Source organism: Halanaerobium saccharolyticum, from assembly GCF_003053565.1.
Classification (GTDB): domain Bacteria; phylum Bacillota; class Halanaerobiia; order Halanaerobiales; family Halanaerobiaceae; genus Halanaerobium; species Halanaerobium saccharolyticum_B.
Genome location: NZ_QAXS01000033.1, coordinates 15,387 through 34,754, shown reverse-complemented (window position 1 = coordinate 34,754; position 19,368 = coordinate 15,387). Strand labels below are relative to the sequence as shown.

General features: G+C 35.7%; 14 protein-coding genes. 1 reads left to right on the top strand and 13 read right to left on the bottom strand.

Going from position 1 to position 19,368, the window contains the following annotated elements; all coding sequences use genetic code 11:
- Positions 1-147 precede the first annotated feature (147 nt).
- From C8C76_RS11770 to C8C76_RS11725, 10 genes are all read right to left on the bottom strand, one after another.
- Positions 148-477: a hypothetical protein gene (locus tag C8C76_RS11770; RefSeq protein ID WP_108141877.1), complete on the bottom strand. Its 330-nt coding sequence runs from the start codon at positions 475-477 to the stop codon at positions 148-150.
- An 82-nt stretch (positions 478-559) separates the two neighbouring features.
- Positions 560-2,749 carry an alpha-galactosidase gene (locus C8C76_RS11765; RefSeq protein WP_108141875.1) on the bottom strand — a complete coding sequence of 730 codons (2,190 nt, stop codon included), beginning with the start codon at positions 2,747-2,749 and terminating at the stop codon, positions 560-562.
- A 76-nt stretch (positions 2,750-2,825) separates the two neighbouring features.
- Entirely contained in the window at positions 2,826-5,045 is a 2,220-nt protein-coding gene (locus tag C8C76_RS11760; RefSeq protein ID WP_258222538.1) for a glycosyltransferase, read from the bottom strand.
- Positions 5,032-6,093, bottom strand: coding sequence for a lysylphosphatidylglycerol synthase transmembrane domain-containing protein (locus C8C76_RS11755; RefSeq protein WP_108141871.1), 1,062 nt, complete (start codon positions 6,091-6,093; stop codon positions 5,032-5,034). The genes C8C76_RS11760 and C8C76_RS11755 overlap by 14 nt, the downstream gene beginning before the upstream one ends.
- Position 6,094: 1 nt before the next feature.
- A complete protein-coding gene (locus C8C76_RS11750) occupies positions 6,095-7,135 on the bottom strand; it encodes a lysylphosphatidylglycerol synthase transmembrane domain-containing protein (RefSeq protein ID WP_108141869.1) in 1,041 nt (346 codons plus the stop codon).
- Between the two features lie 138 nt (positions 7,136-7,273).
- On the bottom strand, positions 7,274-8,293 hold the full coding sequence (locus C8C76_RS11745; RefSeq protein WP_108141867.1) for a LacI family DNA-binding transcriptional regulator: 1,020 nt from the start codon (positions 8,291-8,293) through the stop codon (positions 7,274-7,276).
- A 123-nt stretch (positions 8,294-8,416) separates the two neighbouring features.
- Positions 8,417-9,292, bottom strand: a complete 876-nt coding sequence (locus C8C76_RS11740; RefSeq protein ID WP_108141865.1) for a sugar ABC transporter permease — start codon at positions 9,290-9,292, stop codon at positions 8,417-8,419.
- Positions 9,293-9,306: 14 nt separating this feature from the next.
- Entirely contained in the window at positions 9,307-10,248 is a 942-nt protein-coding gene (locus C8C76_RS11735; RefSeq protein WP_108141863.1) for a carbohydrate ABC transporter permease, read from the bottom strand.
- 70 nt (positions 10,249-10,318) lie between these two features.
- Entirely contained in the window at positions 10,319-11,593 is a 1,275-nt protein-coding gene (locus C8C76_RS11730; RefSeq protein WP_108141861.1) for an extracellular solute-binding protein, read from the bottom strand.
- Between the two features lie 30 nt (positions 11,594-11,623).
- Positions 11,624-14,032, bottom strand: coding sequence for a glycoside hydrolase family 31 protein (locus tag C8C76_RS11725; RefSeq protein ID WP_108141859.1), 2,409 nt, complete (start codon positions 14,030-14,032; stop codon positions 11,624-11,626).
- A gap of 243 nt (positions 14,033-14,275) precedes the next feature.
- Here C8C76_RS11725 and C8C76_RS11720 point away from each other — a divergent pair, with 243 nt between their 5' ends.
- Positions 14,276-15,547, top strand: a complete 1,272-nt coding sequence (locus C8C76_RS11720; RefSeq protein ID WP_108141857.1) for an ATP-binding protein — start codon at positions 14,276-14,278, stop codon at positions 15,545-15,547.
- 140 nt (positions 15,548-15,687) lie between these two features.
- On the opposite strand, the gene C8C76_RS11715 is transcribed toward C8C76_RS11720, so the two are convergent.
- The 3 genes from C8C76_RS11715 to C8C76_RS11705 all read right to left on the bottom strand — a co-directional run bounded on the left by C8C76_RS11715 (position 15,688) and on the right by C8C76_RS11705 (position 19,343).
- Positions 15,688-16,554 carry an aldo/keto reductase gene (locus tag C8C76_RS11715; protein ID WP_108141855.1) on the bottom strand — a complete coding sequence of 289 codons (867 nt, stop codon included), beginning with the start codon at positions 16,552-16,554 and terminating at the stop codon, positions 15,688-15,690.
- 119 nt (positions 16,555-16,673) lie between these two features.
- The gene (locus C8C76_RS11710) at positions 16,674-17,846 is read right to left on the bottom strand and encodes a glycoside hydrolase family 43 protein (protein ID WP_108141853.1); all 1,173 of its coding nucleotides are present in this window, start codon (positions 17,844-17,846) and stop codon (positions 16,674-16,676) included.
- A gap of 12 nt (positions 17,847-17,858) precedes the next feature.
- Positions 17,859-19,343 carry an alpha-N-arabinofuranosidase gene (locus C8C76_RS11705; RefSeq protein WP_108141851.1) on the bottom strand — a complete coding sequence of 495 codons (1,485 nt, stop codon included), beginning with the start codon at positions 19,341-19,343 and terminating at the stop codon, positions 17,859-17,861.
- Positions 19,344-19,368 lie beyond the last annotated feature (25 nt).

Below are 19,368 nucleotides of genomic sequence, written 5' to 3'. Positions count from 1 at the left end.
TGGTTTCTGTGATATCTTTGTCCATAGTATATGCTCCTTATTTTTTGGGATTTGGACAAAGACTATCCTAATCCCAATTATAAGGAGTTTTTCTAATTTAAGCAAGTATTTTCGCTAAAAATCGAACTTGACTTTTCTTAAATATTTTTATGCAATGCTAGTGTCAAAAACTAAAACTATATTTCTAGCAGTTAAAATACCGGAGCCGTCAGAGTCTGCTTGGGCATCTACAATATTTGGATCTTCAAGATTAACATTGTAGGACCATTCATAATTATCTAAGTCCGGAGTATTAGAAAATTCATCTATAAGTTTTTTAAATGATTGATTTAATACATATTCCGGCCCATCTGGACTTGTTAAAAAATCATTAATTCTAGTCTCAGTTTTCAACTCACCAATAGCAGAACATCCTGTTAAAACAAAGCTAAGTGACAGAATGAGAAATAATATTAGAATTATCTTTTTTGTTTTCATAAATTATACTCCTTATTTTTATATTTTTAGTATCTTTAGCTTTTATCTTAGTTAAATCTCCTGAATAAAAGAATTACATCTTTTAAACAGCTTTAAACCTCCAGACTCTGGAAGAAAAATCTTCTTTTAAATAGGGAACTTTGATACCAAAATTCATCAGCTCATCCCCACCATAAATTTCTCCACTATTTAGCTCCTTATAATCCCTGTCAGGATCTAAGCCTTTCAGTTTTAAAGTCTCCTCTTTCGGGTTGGGAGTCGCCAGCACCTGATAAAATCCTGCCAGAACCTCTTCCTGATCCTGACTTAGATAAGACCAGGCAGTAAAATTACCTGCAAATGGACTCCGCAGTCGGTAAAAATCACCAAACTGCACCAGCTCTCTGATCTCCTTATAGTTATTAACCTGCTTTTTGACGGCTTCCATCTCTTCTTTATTTAATTCTGTAATATCAAGTTCATAGCCCAGGTTGCCGAAACTTGCCACATCATAGCGCATTTTAAGTGAGGTACTGCGCTCAACCTGATGGTTTGGAACTGCAGAAACATGAGCCCCCATCGAAGAAGCTGGATAAACCATTGAAGTTCCATACTGGATCTTTAATCTTTCAACTGCATCAGTATCATCACTGGTCCAGGTCTGCGGCATATAATGAAGCATTCCCGGGTCAAAGCGGCCTCCACCACCGGCACAGCTTTCAAACAATACTTCCGGAAAGCTGGAAGTGATCTCTTCTAAAACTCGGTAGAGTCCCAAAATATAGCGGTGGTTTAACTCACTCTGATTTTCAGAAGCAAGCTCTAAAGAACCATATTCAGTCATCGGCCTGTTCATATCCCACTTAACATAAGAAATATTAGCCTTAGATAAAATAGCAGATACCCGCTCAATGATATAATCTTGAACATCACTACGGCTTAAATCTAAGATTAACTGCTGTCTGGATTCTGATGACTTTCTTTCCGGGACCTGGATGGCCCATTCTGGATGCTCACGGTATAAATCACTGTCAGGAGAAATCATTTCCGGCTCAAACCAGAGGCCAAAATCCATCCCCAGCTTATTTATTTCCTCAGCCAGGTATTCTAATCCTCCGGGCAGTTTCTCTTCATTTACATACCAGTCACCCAGTGAGGAAGTATCATCATTTCTTTTCCCAAACCAGCCGTCATCAAGGACAAAGAGCTCAAGATCTACTTCTGCAGCAGCTGCTGCCATCTCTAATATCTTATCTGTATCAAAATCAAAATAGGTACCTTCCCAGTTGTTGATCAAAACCGGCCGCTGCTTATCTCTATGTTTACCCCTGACCAGTCGGCTTCTGTATAACTGATGAAAGTTTTGAGACATTTTATTTAAACCCTGATCAGAATAATTCATAACAACTTCTGGTGTCTGGAAGCTCTCTCCACATTCCAAAAGCCAGTTAAAGGTAAAAGGATTAATTCCCATTGTTAATCTTGTTTTACCATAGTGATTGCGCTCTGCCTGGGCGATAAAATTAGCAGAATAAACAAGACTGAACCCATAGGCCTCTCCTCTGTACTCATCAGTCTCCGGCTCAACTAAAGCCACAAATGGATTCTGCTGGTGGCTGCTGCCCCCTCTTTTGCTGTCGATTCTGGTTATTCCCTGCTCCAGTGGGCGGCGGATAATATCTCTTTCTCTGCCCCAGGCTCCGGAAAGCTGCAGCAGCTCAAAATCTTTATTCTCAAAATCAACACTCATTGAAAGTGCCCTTTTGAGATTGAGCTTCTGCTGACCCTGATTCTTAAAATTAGCTGAGCGGGTAATTATCGGATAATCCTGAAAAATTGTATAGCTTAAAACCACCTCCAGATCAGTCACCTCATCATAGAGGATTATTTCCAGAGTTTCTGCTTCAGACTCTTTTTCAACATAGGTTGAGGGCAGGCCGGCTAATTCTTTTTTGCCACTGTAAATTTGATGATCCTGATATTTTAGGTCACTGATAATTGAGCCGTTTTCTGCTTCGGTTTGATAGGCTGGCTCCCTAAAATCAGACTGGCCGAAAGATGGATATTCGCGGGCTATATTTTCTAAGATAAAGCCCGTATCATCTTTAAGAGCATAAGCCTCATAAGGCCGGTGCTGAGAGATATCATAGCGGTCCAATCTTTCAGCTTTTTCAATTTTTTTACCCCAGTAGAGATGTCCCAGCTGACCATTTTTTAATATTTTAATTACATAACTTATTTCTTCATTTTTTAAATGAAAAACCTTTTGTTCTTCAAAAAAATTAATCAACATTATTCAGCCTCCAATTAATTTTATTTTAGACATAAAACGACAAAATTCGGGTGGTGCACGGTGCCTGAAAGTTCTATTACTGATACTTTTTCAGCTGCAGTATCTTATAGTATAGTTCCTCTGCAGATTCTGCCATCTGCTCAATTGAAGATGACTCTGCCATTTTTCTGGCATTTTGGGCAGTTTCTTCGAAATTTTGAGAATCAGTTAATATTTTTGCCACAGCACTGCTCCATTTTTCAGTATCCTCTTCAGTTTTAAAACCATTATAACCATTTTCTATAACATCATCAATTCCACTTGACTTAACTGCAACCACAGGGTTATACCCAGCCATTGCTTCCAGTAAGACCATCCCCTGGGTTTCAGTGGTTGAGGCAAAAACAAAGAGATCAGCAGCCAGATAATATTTAGCCATTTCTCTGAAGTCTACAGCACCAATCAATTCGATATCTTTTTCCAGCTGATTATCATTAATAAAGTCCTCAATATTTTCCTTTTCAGAACCGCTGCCGATAATGATCAATTTAAAGTTGAGATCACTTTTTGCCTTCAGCTTTTTAATCCCCTCTAAAAGAAAATATAGATTCTTTTCCTGAGAAAGCCGGGAAACAGAGATTAAAAGGTGATCTGCCTCTCCAATCAACTCATCTCTCAGAGCATCAATTTCCTCCTGAGGGCGGTCATAATAATCAAAATCAATTCCGGTTGGCATTACTTTAATAAATCTGCTCACTCCAACATTACGCAGGTACTCTTTTGTAGATTCTGTGGGAGCAAAAACAGCATCTGTATTATTGGCAAAGTTTTTAATTAGAAAATGAGAAAGGCGATTTTTGAAAAACTTGCGCATAAATAAGATATTGGGTACATAATGAGAATATTTTTCCAGACGAGTATGATAGGTAAAAGCAAGCGGCAGATTAAACTTTTCAGCCAGCTTTCTTCCCTTATTCCCCAGCCAGAATGGATGATGAGCATGAACCAAGTCAAAATCTTCTTTTTGAAAATCTCTTTTAATCTGAGGTGAGTAAATATTTGTTACCGGAAAGGCCAGACCCGCTTCTTCATAATGATAAAGTGAATTACAGCGAATAATATTTGATTCATCCTCAGTTTCTTCCTTATATTCAGGTGCAAAAATCTTTACCTGATGTCCTCTTTTCCGCAGTGCCTTCGCCAGACGCTGGATTGAAATTGGAACTCCTCCTATGACCGGAAAGTAGTTATTAGTGAACATTGCTATCTTTAATTTCTGATCCTTAATTTCATGGTTAGCATAGGCAAAATCCCGATAATAATCCACTTCTTTATTGATTTCTCGGTGCAGAATATAAAAGATTGTTAAACCAATAAATAAGACCAGTAAAATATTGATATAATTTGCATAGAAAAAGGACTGCAGTGAAACCCAGATATTAACCAGAAATTTTGAAAAAACACTGGGGTTATTTTCCAGCTGCTCAACACTTACCTCTACTCCACTATCTGAAACATTAACTAAAAGATAGTGATAAAAACTTTTCTGATTGTCAAAAATTAATTCTCCCCCAGCACCTCCGCTGACATAATAATTTACTCCGCCAACTTCTTGCTGATAAAATATTCCAATATTAGATGAAAAGACTGAATCAACATTATAGCTGCTGAATGTTTCCTGATAAAATTTTCTTAAACTCTCTGATTCAATATAACCCGGCTCATCTTCATCTTTAAGATACTCACTTTCGACTTTAAGAGGTGTTTTATTCATCACCACAAATTTTTTCTCATATTCTTCTGCCCGCTCAAGTTCACTCTGCAGCCACTGCTGCTGCCAGTTTAAATTAGTGTTTTCAGTTGTATCCAGAAAAATAAAATAAGAATCATCGATTTGAAAAGAAAAATAAAAGGGACCAAAGTGTTTATAAAAGTTTTCATTGCCCCCATCTCCAATTTCTCTGCGGCCAATAGCAGTTAGAAAGGGAATATTTAATTTTTCTAGAGTTCGGTAAAAAACTCGATATTTACTTTCATCTCCATCCCGCAGGTTATTTCCTGTTGAGAGAATAAAATCCATATTATTTGCTTTAATTTTTTCTAAAATTCGGTTATCAAAAATAGCGATTGAATTTTCAATATTGCCGACAACCGCAAAAGAATATTCTTCGTCATCAATATTATTTTTAATTAAGTCCATATTTCTAACATTTACTGCATTAAAATCCTGAATTGTGTAGGGGGCGTAAATTTTATATGTAAATAAAATTAAAATAATAATGATTAAAATAAATAAATATAGCTTACTCTTCTTCACTATCTATCCCCCCTCTAATTATTAAGAAGAAAAAGACAAAGACACCGATCAGTATACCAATATATTTGCTGAAAAATCTCCAGTAAAAAAGCAGTGGGAAAAGATCGCTCTGATCAACAAATCTTGCAAACAGTAGTGAATAACCACCTTCTGCAATTCCAGCCGCTCCAGGAGTAGGGGCAAAATACATTATAAAAACTACCAGTATCTGCAGAGTTAAAATTCTAAAGAAACTTATCTGGTAACCAAGTCCTCTTAAAATAAGATAAGAAAAAGAAAACTCTGCCAGCAGAAAAATTACTGTAAATAAAAAAGATAAAAAAACATATATTTTCTTACCCTGAATAAAAAAAGCCAGGTCTTCAGAAAATAGCTCCAGGTGCTCAAAAATATATCTGATTATCTTTCTAAATCTCTTTTTAGATAAAAGGTGTTTTGATTTTAAAAAGTAAAAAAACTTATAGATTACTTTCATAATCACTCTCAACTTAAAAATCAATAAATAAAAAATTAAAAAATAAAGTGCCAGAAAAACTCCCAGATAAATAAATACATAATCTCCAGGAAGCAAATTGAGCATTGACTGGTTGCGGAATACTATCAGAGGCACACTTAAAAATAGCATTGTGGCTGATAATAAAGTTCTAATCACAACAGCTGCCGAAGATTTTCCAAGCGGTACTCCTTTTTTCTGTAAAAAATAAACCTGAGCAAAACCTCCACCGGTTGCCAGTGGCGTAATATTGGAAATAAAAATATTAATAAAAACTAATTTATAAACATTCCAAAAAGAAATCTCTGCATTCAGGGTTTTCAAAACAAAATACAATCTCAAACCATCAAAAATAAAATAGAAAAACAGGAGGCTGAATAAGGAAACTAAAATATTTACAGGGAAAGTCAGTAAGACATCAAGATTACTCCCCTGAGAATAGATTCGATTAATATAATACAGAGAAACTGCTGAAATTACAAGGAAAATTGTAAAATATAGAAGCGAATTTTTGATATTAAAATATTTATCTATAAAAGTATTTTGATCTGACATTTTAATTTTCCTCTCTATTTGTAATTACCAGATATGTAAATACAAGCATACCAATAAATATTCCCAGGTATTTTGTGAAAAATCTCCAGAAAAAAAGCAGTGATAAAATATCATTTCTCTCTACTAAGTGCCTGTAAAACAAAATAAAACCTGCTTCTGCTCCACCTGCAGCTCCGGGGGTGGGAGTAAAATACATTATAAAAGCAATTACAGTGTGTAAAAAGATAATATTTAAATAGCTAATCTGATAGTAGCCGAGTGCCCGCAGCAAAAAATAAGAAAAAGAATATTCGATAACTAAAAAAATAATAGTTAAAATAATTGTAATAAAAAGTGACTTTAAATCCTGCTTTACAAATTTAATAATATCGTGTGAAAACAGCTCCAGGTGTTTAAACAGATATCTTAAAATATTTTTATATTTTTTTGAACTGATTAAATTTCTTTTTTTAAAAAAGTTTAAGAGCCTTAAAATAAATTTTTTTAAAAACCTGTTTTTAAATACCAGATAATAAAGCATGGTAAAATAAACTGCTAAAAAGATTATAAATAACAGAATGTATAGTGGACCGGTAACCAAAGAAAAAAATTCCTGATTACTGAGCATAATTAATGGTGCAGCAAATAATAAGATGGTTGAAGAAATAACTGTTCTCAGTACTACAGCAGCAGTTGATTTTCCAGTTTCGGCTCCTGTATCTTGAAGATAATAAATCTGAGCCAGCCCACCTCCACTGCTGAAAGGTGTAACATTTGAAATAAAATATTTTAGAAAAACAGAAAGATACATATCTTTAATTTCAAGTCTGTAATCCAGACTTGAGAGGATATAATAAATTCTCAAACCATCCAGACTGTAATAAATTAAAACTAAAGCAATTAAAGTGATAGTACTTTCTAAAGAAAAAGAAATTAAAATCTTCAATTCAGAATCCTGTGAAAAAATAAAATATAGAATTAAAAAAATTGAAGCCGAAATAAATAAAAAGACTAAAAAATAATAGAGATATTTTTTAAAGTTAAAATCCTTATAATTAGCCATAGAGCCGCCCCCAAAACTTTAATTCTCTAAAATAATTATATTATAAGATAAGCTGAATGTAAAAAGAGATATTATGACAAATTCTGAGCTGTAATCAGAAAACCGACAGAACAAGTCTGCCGGTTTTTAGAAATTCTATCATTTTATTTTTTTGCAGGAGTCCCTTTCAATAATATTTGTCGGAACAATCGTATGCTGATATTTATCAACCTGACCATTAATAACTCCAATTAAGAGCTCAGTTGCTTTATTTCCTAAAAGATAAATATTGATATCTACAGTTGTCAGCGGGGGAGAAACAATTTTTGACATTGGATTATTGTTAAAGCCGACAATTGAAATATCCTCAGGAATTTTTACATTCATATCATTCATGGCCTGCATTATTGTATAAGCCATGGTGTCACTCATCCCGTAAAAAGCTGTTATTTCCGGATGCTCTTTAATCATCTGCTGAGAAAGCATATATATATTTTGGTGATCGGTATTATCAGATCTCAGTATTAAATCATTATTTATTTTTAGACCATTTTTTTCGAAAGCTCTTTTATAGCCTTCCAGCCGGTCATTATTCATTATATAATTATCATCACCAATAATCATTGCAATCTTTCGGTGACCATTTTTGATTAAATAATCAACAACTTTTTCACTGGCAGTAATATTATCGTTATTAACCCAGTAATATTTATCTTTTTCTTCAGGACGACCTACAATAACAAAAGGAAAATTAATTTTAGTTAACTCATCAATTAATTCATCTTCTTTTTTGGCCCTTAAAAGTAAAACTCCATCAATTTGTTTGCCTCTTACTGCATTTAAAACTGTCTTTTTTTCCTCTTCTTCTCCATTACTGGTGAGTAAAAGTAGATTGAAACCTTTAGAATGAGCAAGCACACCAATTCCACGTAAAATCTCAGAATAAAATGGATCAGCAAAGGCTTCCTCTGTTGAATAAGGAATTACCAGTCCCAGGTTATGTGATCTCTGCTTAACCAAATTTCGCGCATTTATATTGGGATGGTAACCTATTTCATCCATTATTTTTCGGACTTTAAATTTTGTTTCTTCACTGATTCGCGAACTGTCATTAATAACTCGCGATACCGTAGATGGCGCTACACCAGCTTTTTTTGCCACATCTTTTAAAGTAGGCATATTGATCAATCCTTATAGTTTAGTTGAGATTAAAATTTAATCTCTATTAATATTATATAACAATTCTACTCAGATTTAAATATAGTAATGAATAATACTCTTAATTTAGCCTAATTCTACTTTTTAACCTTTAACTCCACCAAGTGTTAAACCACCAACTAAGAATCTGGAAAGCAGTAAGAAAATTGCCATAACAGGAATCATAATCAGTACAGAAGCTGCTGCAAATTGAGCCCAGGCAGTATTAAACTGACCGGCTAAATTGGTTAGACCAACAGGTAAGGTATATAAACTGTTGTCTGTCATTACAACTCGAGCTACCATATATTCATTCCAGGCAGTCATAAATGAGAATAAAGCTGTAATTACCAGTGCCGGTTTGGCCAGTGGTAAAATAATCTTATAAAAAGCCTGGAACTGATTTAAACCATCAACCAGTGCGGCCTCCTCAAGACTTTCGGGGATTGTATCATAATACCCCTTCATCTGCCAGACACATAAGGGTAAAGCAGTTGAAGAATACATAATAATCAAACCGATGTGGGCTTTAGCCATTCCTAAAAATGGCACTACAATCGTCTGTTCAGTTAACCCAAACTGGGCTAAAAGTATATACATCGGCAGTAAAAGCATGGTTGCCGGAAACATCTGAGTTAATAAAAAGAATGTTAGCCCACCTTTTCGGCCTGGAAACCTCTTGCGTGAAAAAACATAACCTGCTGTTGAAGCTAAAGAAACTCCTATAATCACAGTGAAAAATGTGACCAGCAGTGAATTTCTGAGCCAGACTAAAAAACCTTTATCAAAAATCAAAGTTCTATAGGCTTCAAAGGTTGCATTATCAGGAATAATCGCCAGACTGGTTGAATGCAGAGAATCTCCCGGTCTTAATGAAGTTCCAAAAACTCTTAAAGCTGGATAAACCGCAATAATCACAGAAATAATTAATATTATATGAAAAACAACTTTCTTCCATGTAGGATCTTTTTTAACTGACATTTAATAACCTCCTTTTAATCTGCATTGATATAGTCGATAAAGCTAATTGCCCAGACCAGTAAAATAACAAAAATAATCAGTGAAAATGCTGCAGCATAACCATAGCGGTAAAATTCAAATGCAGAACGATAGACATGGGTAACTAAAATATCTATTTTGTTGGTTAGAGTATTTTGTGTCAATAGATAAATTACTCTCAGATTATTAAATGTCCAGACAACACCTAAGATTACAGCAGGTAACATAACCGGTTTTAAAAGCGGCAGTGTAATATGTTTAATCTGCTGCCAGTTGCTGGCTCCATCAATTTCTGCAGCCTCATAAAAGTTAGGATCAATACTCTGCAATCCACCTAAGGCAATCATCATCATGAAAGGAATCCCCAGCCAGATATTTACTATCAAAGCTGCACTAAAACCTGTACTGGCTTGACTTAACCAGGCAACTCCAGGCACTCCAATTTTTCTTAAGAGTAAATTTACAGCACCATAGCGGAAGTTAAACATCCCCTTCCAGATTAAGACTACTATATACTGGGGAATGGCCCAGGGTATTACTAATAAAGTTCTATAAATAGATTTAAACATTATATCTCGATCAAGTATAATAGCATAAAAGATTCCAAACCCTACATGAGCTACAACATTAATAACCGTCCAGGCGACTGTTCTTAAAAGAATAATCCAAAAAGAACTTTCCTGTACTATTTGAATAAAGTTTTGAATTCCAACATAGGTTAGCTCATCATTTTGAATGAACTGCCTCATATTATACATATTAAGGTTAGAAAAGGCTAATCTAAAATTATAAAAGAATGGATAAATTACAACAAACAGTACAACTATAAAAGCTGGTAAAAGCATCATATAAGAAAATTTATGTTCTCTCCAAAAATCTTTGAGCGAAAAATTTGATAAGGCTGATGTAAACCTTAAGTTTTCACCAGGTTGACTCATTTAATTACCTCCCTTTTTCAAAAAAGAAAAAGAGGGGTTTAACCCCTCTTTTTAGTTTTAAATTAATTCTTTACTGCATACTCTTAATATTTTCTTCAGCTTCTTTCTGCATCTGTTCTGCAGCTGCTTCAGGAGTTAAGTCATCACTCATAACACTCTGTAAAGCAGGTCTTACAGCATCCCAGACACCTCTCATTTCTGGTACAACAGGCATAGCTTTACCGTTTCTTAACTGTTCAGCTGATCCTTTCATAACTGGATCATTCTGAATTTGTGGTAAACCATAAGCCTGATCATTACTTGGCAGGAAGTTATTATCTACATAAAGTTCCTGAGCTGCAGTACTGGTCATGAAATCAATAAATTTAATTGCAGCAATCTGTTTCTGCTCAGGTAATTCAGTCAGCATAATAAATCCTTTACCACTTGTCATTGGCTGACCATACTTACCGGTTTTTTCGAATCTAGGAATTGGAGCAACCCCAAGGTCGATGTTTTCAGCATTCTTATAACCTTCTATTGACCAGTCTCCATTAATAATAAAGGCAACATTACCTTCTTTAAACAGGCTGTCCATCAGATCATAATCAGATTCTTTTGGTACGATTTCATGCTCAAATTTAAGATCATAAACAAACTGCAGTGCATCTACAGTAGCTTCAGTATTTAAAGTAGGGTTATATTCTTCATCAAATACCCAGCCGTCAAAACCACCGTGGAAAGCAGCCCACCAGAATGGCTCATTTAAGTTATATGCTAAACCATACTTGTCAACCAGGCCGTCACCATCTTCATCAACTGTATTTGCCTTGGCAACTTCAATTAATTCAGACCAGGTCTCAGGAGCTTCGTCAACAATATTCTTATTATACATTAACATCAGATGATTACCCATAGTTACTGGTACACCATAAGTTTCTCCGTGTAAGCTCATACCAGGCAGAGCAGCATCGATATATTTATCTTTCATATCCTGACTCATCAGCTCATCTAATGGCTGAGCAAGTCCCATAATAGAAAATGGACCAATATGATCAAAAGGACTTAATACAAGATCAGGTCCCTGACCACCCATATAAGCAGTTTGAGTGTTCTGTCTTAAATCCTCAACACTACCTGCATGAGTTCTTTCTACAGTAACATTAGTATATTTTCTTTCAAATCTTTCAATCAATGGATCTAAAATCTCAGTATCGATTCTTTCTTCGTCAGCTTCCCAGAGCTTAAGGGTTACCTCTTCAGTAATTTCTTTTTTGTCCAGATCCTGCTGAGCAGCAGCACCTACAGAAAAGATAAGGGATAAAGCTAAAACTAAGATTGAAACTGTGATAATTGACTTTCTCATTAAAAATTCCTCCTTTTAATTTGTTGTGTCTTAACTTAATTCTATGGTAATTTTATTTATAACAACTGGAACTTCAAATTCCAGTGTGTTATCAGAGTAAGAAAACTCACTTAGTTCATTACCATCAACATAAATTGTTTGAGGATCCTTATTTAAATTATTGAAAACCAACTTATAATCTTTAAATTCCTGCTGATAGTTTTCTTCTTTTTTTTCTATATTAAAAATTATCTGATTGTCAGTATACTGATAGTTAAACTCAGTTAGATTGTAAACCCCATTCTGATAGTTGTAGGAAATACCATCATCATCATAAAGACTGTAAGTTCCCAGATTATTATCTTCAGTTAAAAATACATTTAATTCTAGAGTCTCAATCTCTTTTTCATCTACATAATTTAACTTCTGATTAAGCGGAATAATTCTTCCCGCTCTAACAAAAAGTGGTAGAGTATCTAATGGTGCGTCAACTATTATATGCTCTCCGCCCTGATAGATTTCATTTGTCCAGAAATCAATCCATTTTCCTTCCGGCAGGTAGAGCATTCTTTTATCCTGATCCGGCTGGTAAACCGGAGCAGCCATTAAACTCTCACCAATCATAAACTGATCAGATAAATTTTCGCATTTTTTATCTTCCGGGAATTCCATAATTAGCGGCCTCATAACAGGGATACCTGTTTGAGAAGCCTGATAGAAAAGATTATAAAGATGAGTGATAAATTTATACCTCAGCTCAATATATTTTTTTATTATCTTTTCATATTTCTCTCCAAAAGACCACGGCTCCTGAGAAATTGCCCTAACCTCACAGTGGTTTCTAAAGAAAGGAACAAAGGCTCCCATCTGAGTCCAGCGGGTTAGAAGCTCACCATTACTGTTGCCGGTAAAACCACCAACATCTGTTCCGCAGAAGCTGACACCTGACAGACCAAGATTCATCAGCATCGGCATCGCAACTTTTATATGATCCCAGAAACTGCGGTTATCTCCTGTCCAAACAGCAGAATATCTCTGAATACCAGCAAAGCCGGCTCTGGTCAGCACAAAAGGTCTTTCATTGGCAAGACTTTCCTTTAAGCCTTCAAAAGTAGCCTTATCTTCTAAAAACCCATATAAATTGTGGAACCTGCGGTGAGTTCCAGGATCACCATCATTTTGATGCATTACATTAACATCCATGGTGTCTGTTTCATTAAAGGCAGCCGGTTCATTCATGTCATTCCAGATACCCTTAACTCCAAGCTCTACATAATCTTTCTGCAGTCCGGCCCACCAGTCTCTTACCTTTGACTGGGTGAAATCGGGGAAAGCGCAGTTGCCCGGCCAGACTTTATCTATAAAGACTTTACCATCAAGATATTTACAGAAATAATCATTTTCCATACCTTCCTGATAAAGTTTATATTCTGGGTCTCTTTTCACCCCGGGATCAATAATTGTAACGCCCTTAATTCCATTTTCGGCCATATTTTTAAACATTGCCTCAGGATCAGGAAAGCTGTCTTCATCCCAGGTATAAATCTTATATTCGTCCATATAATGAATATCAAAATGGAAGGCATCACAGGGGATTTCTTTATCCCTAAATGTTTTTACCAGCTCATCCACTTCAGCCTGTGGATAATAGCTGTAGCGGGACTGGTGGTAGCCGAGGGACCATTTTGGTGGTAAGGGCATAGTGCCAGTTATTTTTGAATATTTTTGAACTACTTCTTTCAGAGATGGTCCGTTAAAGAAATAGTAGTCTAAATCTCCACCTTCAGCCCAGAAAGAATAGTAATCCTGTCCTTCACTGCCCAGATCAAAAAAGCTTTTATATGAATTATCAAAATAAATACCATAACTGTTTTCAGGACTGTAGGAAATCAAAAATGGGATTGACTGATATAAGGGGTCAGTATCGTCAACATGAGGAACAAAAGTATCATGGTTCCACATTTCATAACGTCTACCCTTTTTATCAAGCCAGCCTGTCTTTTCTCCCAGACCATAAAATCTTTCGCTGTTCTCAAAAGATTTCCAGGCTCTAACTTTCTGCTTTTTCCAGCCCAGGGCGTAATCACTGTGATCCTGATGGATTAGATTACCCTTCTGATCAAAGACACTGAGCAGAAATTTATCTTTTCTAACTTCAAGCCTGAGTGCTTCAGTTTTAATGATAATATTTTCTTTATTTTCTTCAACTTCAAAATTATCACAGCTTAGACTATGTTCAATCACAGCTTCAGTTGTATTGTAATTTACAGGCTGATTGGAATGAGCCATAATCAATCTAAAAATATCAGCTCTTAAAAATTCTATTGTTAAACTGGCATGTTCAAAATCAAATAAAACTTGATTGGACTTAATTTCATAATTTAGAACACCCTGCAGCTTATGATAATCACTGCTATCATCTCTGCTTTTGCCCTGAAGTAGAGCTTCACTATTATCCATCAACATAACCCCTCTCAAACTTTAGCTTACTATAATTAAAAGTTATTGCGCAATCGTTTGCACATTTCGACAAAAAAATATTGTTTTTATTTATTCTCAATTTGTTTGTTAATTCAATGTTAATATATTTTTAATCTTTTTGCAAGGGTTTTTTAGAATTTTTTTAGCTAATATGTAAAAATTATGTCAGATCTGATATAATAACTATTAATATAAGGATAATACAAATAGGGGTGAAATAATTTGGATTATACACAAATAAGAAGTGCTTTAAAGAATTGCGAAAAACTCATTTTATTTCAGGAAATCAAAACTAACAGTTTAATTCTCAATTTAAAAGAGAGTTTAAATAATGAAAATAACTCAGAGCAAATCCTGACTGATTTAATCTATCAACTGATTGATTTAAGTATTAGAGAAGGCCTGCAGGGTGATATCTGGCATAATTATCTCAAAAAAATAATTACTGCTTCCGAAAATATTTTTAGTTTAAAGGCTGAAAAAGGTGAAATCACAGAAGATTCCAGCTTATATAGACTGGCAGCTAATGATCTCAAAATTATCAATAAATTATTTGCTTTTTCTTTTAGTGACTTAGCTTCAGCTGCTGGTTTAAAAGAATTTGTGCATCTAAGCGATTTTAAGCTTGCAGATTCTGAACTTGATTTAGAAAAAGAAGGTTTATTTCAGCCGCTTTTTGCCAGCTCTAATCATGAAGACAATCTGGAAGCTCTGCTGGATTTCTACTATCAGCACGGTGCCTCGATATTAAATGAGAGCAGAGCTTTTTACTGGCAGAATAACAAATTAAGCCGGGTTAACAACCCTGATTCAATAACTTTTGCTAATTTAATTTCCTATCAGAACACGCAAAAAAAACTGATAGAAAATACTGAGAGTTTTTTAAATGGATTTCAGGCTCATAATGTCCTCCTCTATGGAGACAGTGGGACGGGAAAGTCATCTTCAGTCAAGGCTTTAGTAAATAAGTTTTATCAGCAGGGACTGCGATTAATAGAAATCAGCAGCTCCCAGATCAAGGAATTACCTGCTATTCTTGAATACTTAAACGAGCGCGGCCTTCATTTTATTATTTTTATGGATGATCTTTCTTTCGAAGAATTTGAAACTGAATATAAATACCTAAAAGCAGTTATGGAAGGCGGTATTGAATCCCGACCGGATAATGTCCTCTTCTATGCCACCAGCAACCGCAGACATCTGGTCAGAGAAAAGTGGCAGGACCGGGAATCTGAAGTTCATGAAAATGACATTTTAAATGAAAAATTATCACTTTCCGAAAGATTCGGTCTGACCTTAATGTTCAGCAACCCCTCTCAGGCTGATTATCTAAAGATAGTAAGAAAGCTGGCTGCCCAGGCAGATCTCAAACTTAAAAATAGTGAGCTGGAAAAACGTGCTCTCCAGTGGAGCAAATGGAATAATGGCCGCTCAGGGCGCACAGCTCGCCAGTTTATAGATCAGCTAAAAAAAGAAATGCACTGGCAAAAATAGCAGAATTTAAAAATAAAAAAATTAAGCTCAAAATCAAATACCGTTCTTTAAACTTAAACAGCTTTTTAACTGTTATTTTTAAAGAACGGTATCTTAAGTATATTTACCTGTCAGATTTAATTATAGTTAAAGTTATTATTTTACTTTGGAATTGGATATAATTTACCGCCGTGACTTTCTAAAAAGCCTTTTAATTCTTCTAATTCTGCTTCGGAAATTTTTAAGTCTTCGTCATTCTCTTCATAGATATCTAAAGCAAGATCAAGCATCCGGTTATCACCAGGGCTGACAGCTGTATCTACATCCTGAGACAGGGTAAACTTAAGTGCCAGTTCAGCCAGGCGGTCATTATCATAAATCGGTTTATACCAGGTATTATAATTATTCTGACGCCCATCCTGCCACTGTCGCTGTGCCAGAGCTTTGATTGCAATGATGCCCATCTCTTTTTCTCTGGCCTTTTTAATTACTTCAGGACCCTGATTGTAATTAAACCAGTAGTTCCAGTTGATCGGAAACATCACTGTATCAAAATCGTAACTTTTTATTAATTTTAGGGCTGCCCATTCTTTATGAGCGGAAAATCCAATATTTTTAACTAAACCCTCTTCTTCTGCTTCGATGATTGCCTCCAGTGCTCCCCCTTCTCCCAGAGCGCTGTTTAAAGCATCCTCATCTGTAACCTCGTGCAGCTGGTAGAGATCAAAATAGTCAGTGTCCAGCAGTTTCAGTGATTCTTCCATATCTCTTCTTACCTGATCCTTTGTTTGACCTGGTTCAGTTTTATTTGCCAGATAGACTTTATCTCGAAACGGCTTAAGTGCCGGCCCCAGAATATTTTGAGCATTTCCGTAAGTGGGTCCCACATCAAAAAAGTTAATCCCCTTCTTGACTGCAGTTTCTACAATCCGCTTTGCTTCTTTTTGAGGTGTATCCATTAACATTATGCCGCCGAAACTTATTTCAGAAACATTTAAACCTGTTTTTCCAAGTTTTCTAAACTTCATAAATTATTCACCCCTTCTTTATACTTCTTACTTATTCTCTATATGCAATAATAATACATTTAAAGAAAAATAACAAGGAGCCTGCTCTATTAGAACAAACTCCCATAATTAATTTATTCTTATTTTTTTAATTTAATCTTTACTGTGGCCTCAACTTTGGCAGCTAACTTTAAACCAGGGTAGCCAAAGTATGGTTCTCCATTTTCCTGCCAGAAGATTTCCTGAATTCTGCCGTGGCGGTTGGGATCATAAAGTGGATTACCCTCAATTTTTTCGTAGGATCTGGCATGATAGACCAGCAGATCTGTAGCTCCATCCTCCGATTTGGTAAACGAATTATGACCGGGGCCATAAAGAGATGTAGCTTCTGAAGTCTCTAAAACAGGTTTTTCAGTCTTTGTCCAGGAACTGCGGTCCAGTAGATCACTGTTTTGATCGGCAGTTAAAAGCCCCATACAGTAAGGTGCTCCTGTTTCACTGGCAGAAAAGCTAACAAATATTTTACCATTTCTTTTGATTACCGCCGGACCTTCATTTACATCAAAACCAATTTGTTCCCAGTCATATTCGGGTTCTGAAAGTAAATGCTGTTTTTTTATAGTCCAGGGGTTTTCCATTTCTGCAATATAGAGATTAGAAATAGTGTCATCTGCAACCTTTTGAGCCCAGATTAAATATCTTTTACCCTGATGTTCAAAAGTTGTTGCATCAAGACTGAAGCTCTCAAACTCAATATTTATCTCACCTTTTTCGACCCAGTTACCTGTAAGTGGATTATCGTCCTGACATTCCAGAATATAGGGACGGATAGCCCAGACATCGTCTTCTCTGCCGGCAGCATAATATATATACCATTTACCGTCAATATAATGAAGTTCTGGAGCCCAGATATGTTTACTCATTTCTCCCTCATCATATTTTTCCCAGAGCAGATATTCTTCTGCCTCTTTTAAGTCACTTATCTTTTTGGCTCTCCGCAGAACAATTCGATCATAATCAGGATAAGAACCGGTAAAATAATAGTAGCCATCACTGTGCTGATAGATATAGGGATCAGCTCTCTGCTCTACCAGCGGCTCCGGATAATTAAGCTGATTAATCTTTCCTTTAACCAATATTTCCCCTTCAGTTTTTAGCTTATCTAAGTTTAAAGCTTCCCAGCTGACACCACGATAGCTGAATTTATCATCAAGATAAATTTTTACTTTTTCAGGCAGCTTAATTTCTGCCGGGTCTGAGGCTGTAATTTCCAAACTTTCAATTTCTGTAATCTGATCAGTGTAATTATTCATTTTTAGCCCCACCTAGTTTAAAGTAATTAAAGTTACAGAAGCAGCCGGTAGTTTTGCCTTGAGTTGATTGTCAGCTAGTTCTACTGCTTTTAATTCCTGCGGCTTTAAATTTTCTGGATTTTCAAAACTGTTGTGGGCATTTAATTTATCTGCAGTTAAAACTCTGGCCTTAACCTGAGATAGGTTCAGCTTGTCTGCAAATAAGTTTGTATCTAATTCGATCTCTTTATTGGGATCTAAATTACAGACAGTAATATTAACTTCGCCTGCTTCATTAACAGAAGCAGAAGCATTTAGGGCTGGAATTTCCTGATCTTCAAATTTGTAATTTTCACTTTTTAGATCAAAGTGCAGTAGATCTGCATCCTGATGAACTTTATACATTTCAAACACGTGGTAGCTCGGAGTTAAGATCATATCTTCCTCATCAGTTAAAATCATTGCCTGCAGAACATTGTTAGTCTGGGCAATATTGGCCATTTTGACGCGGTCAGCATGCTGGTTAAAAATATTTAAAGTTACTCCAGCAATCAGTGCATCCCGCAGTGTATTCTGCTGATATAAAAAGCCGGGATTAGTACCGGGCTCAACATCATACCAGGCTCCCCATTCATCAACAATCATAGCAATTCTTTTTTCCGGGTCATACTGATCCATAATTGCACCGTGTTTTTTAATCAGTTCATCCATTTTAAGAGCTTTCTTTAAAGTGATAAACCATTCATCTTCTTTAAAATCAGTAGCTGAACCCTTTCCTTCCCAGAAATCACCGGGAATTGTATAATAATGAAGACTTAGGCCGTCCATCTGGCGGGCTGCATTTTTCATTAAAACTTCGGTCCAGTTATAATCATCTACATTAGCTCCACAGGCAATCTTGAAAATTTCATTATCCCCGTGACTGCGGACATAGGTCTGGTAATTTCGGTACTGATCTGCATAATATTCGGGCCTCATGTTACCACCACAGCCCCAGTTTTCATTACCAACACCAAAATATTTTAAATGCCAGGGTTCTTTTCGGCCGTTTTCTTTTCTCCAGTCTGACATAGGAGACTCACCATCATGGGTAATATAGTCTACCCATTCCTGCATTTCTCTAATCGTACCACTGCCTACATTACCGGATATATATGGCTCAGCATCAAGAAGATCACATAATTTCATAAATTCGTGAGTTCCAAAATGGTTATTTTCAGTTACATTACCCCAGTGAGTATTAACAATTGTTGCTCTTTCTTCTCTGGGGCCAACACCATCTTTCCAGTGATATTCATCAGCAAAACAGCCACCAGGCCATCTTAAAACTGGGATATCAATCGCTTTCAGTGCTTCAACTACATCTGTTCTAATTCCGTTTTGGTTAGGAATCTCAGAATCTTCTCCAACCCAAAAACCCTCATAAATACATCTACCCAGGTGTTCAGCAAAATGTCCGTAAATATTTTTATTTATCTTTTCTTTCTTTTCGTCTAAGTTAATATTTAATTTATTCATACTTGCCACTCCTCGTCATATAATC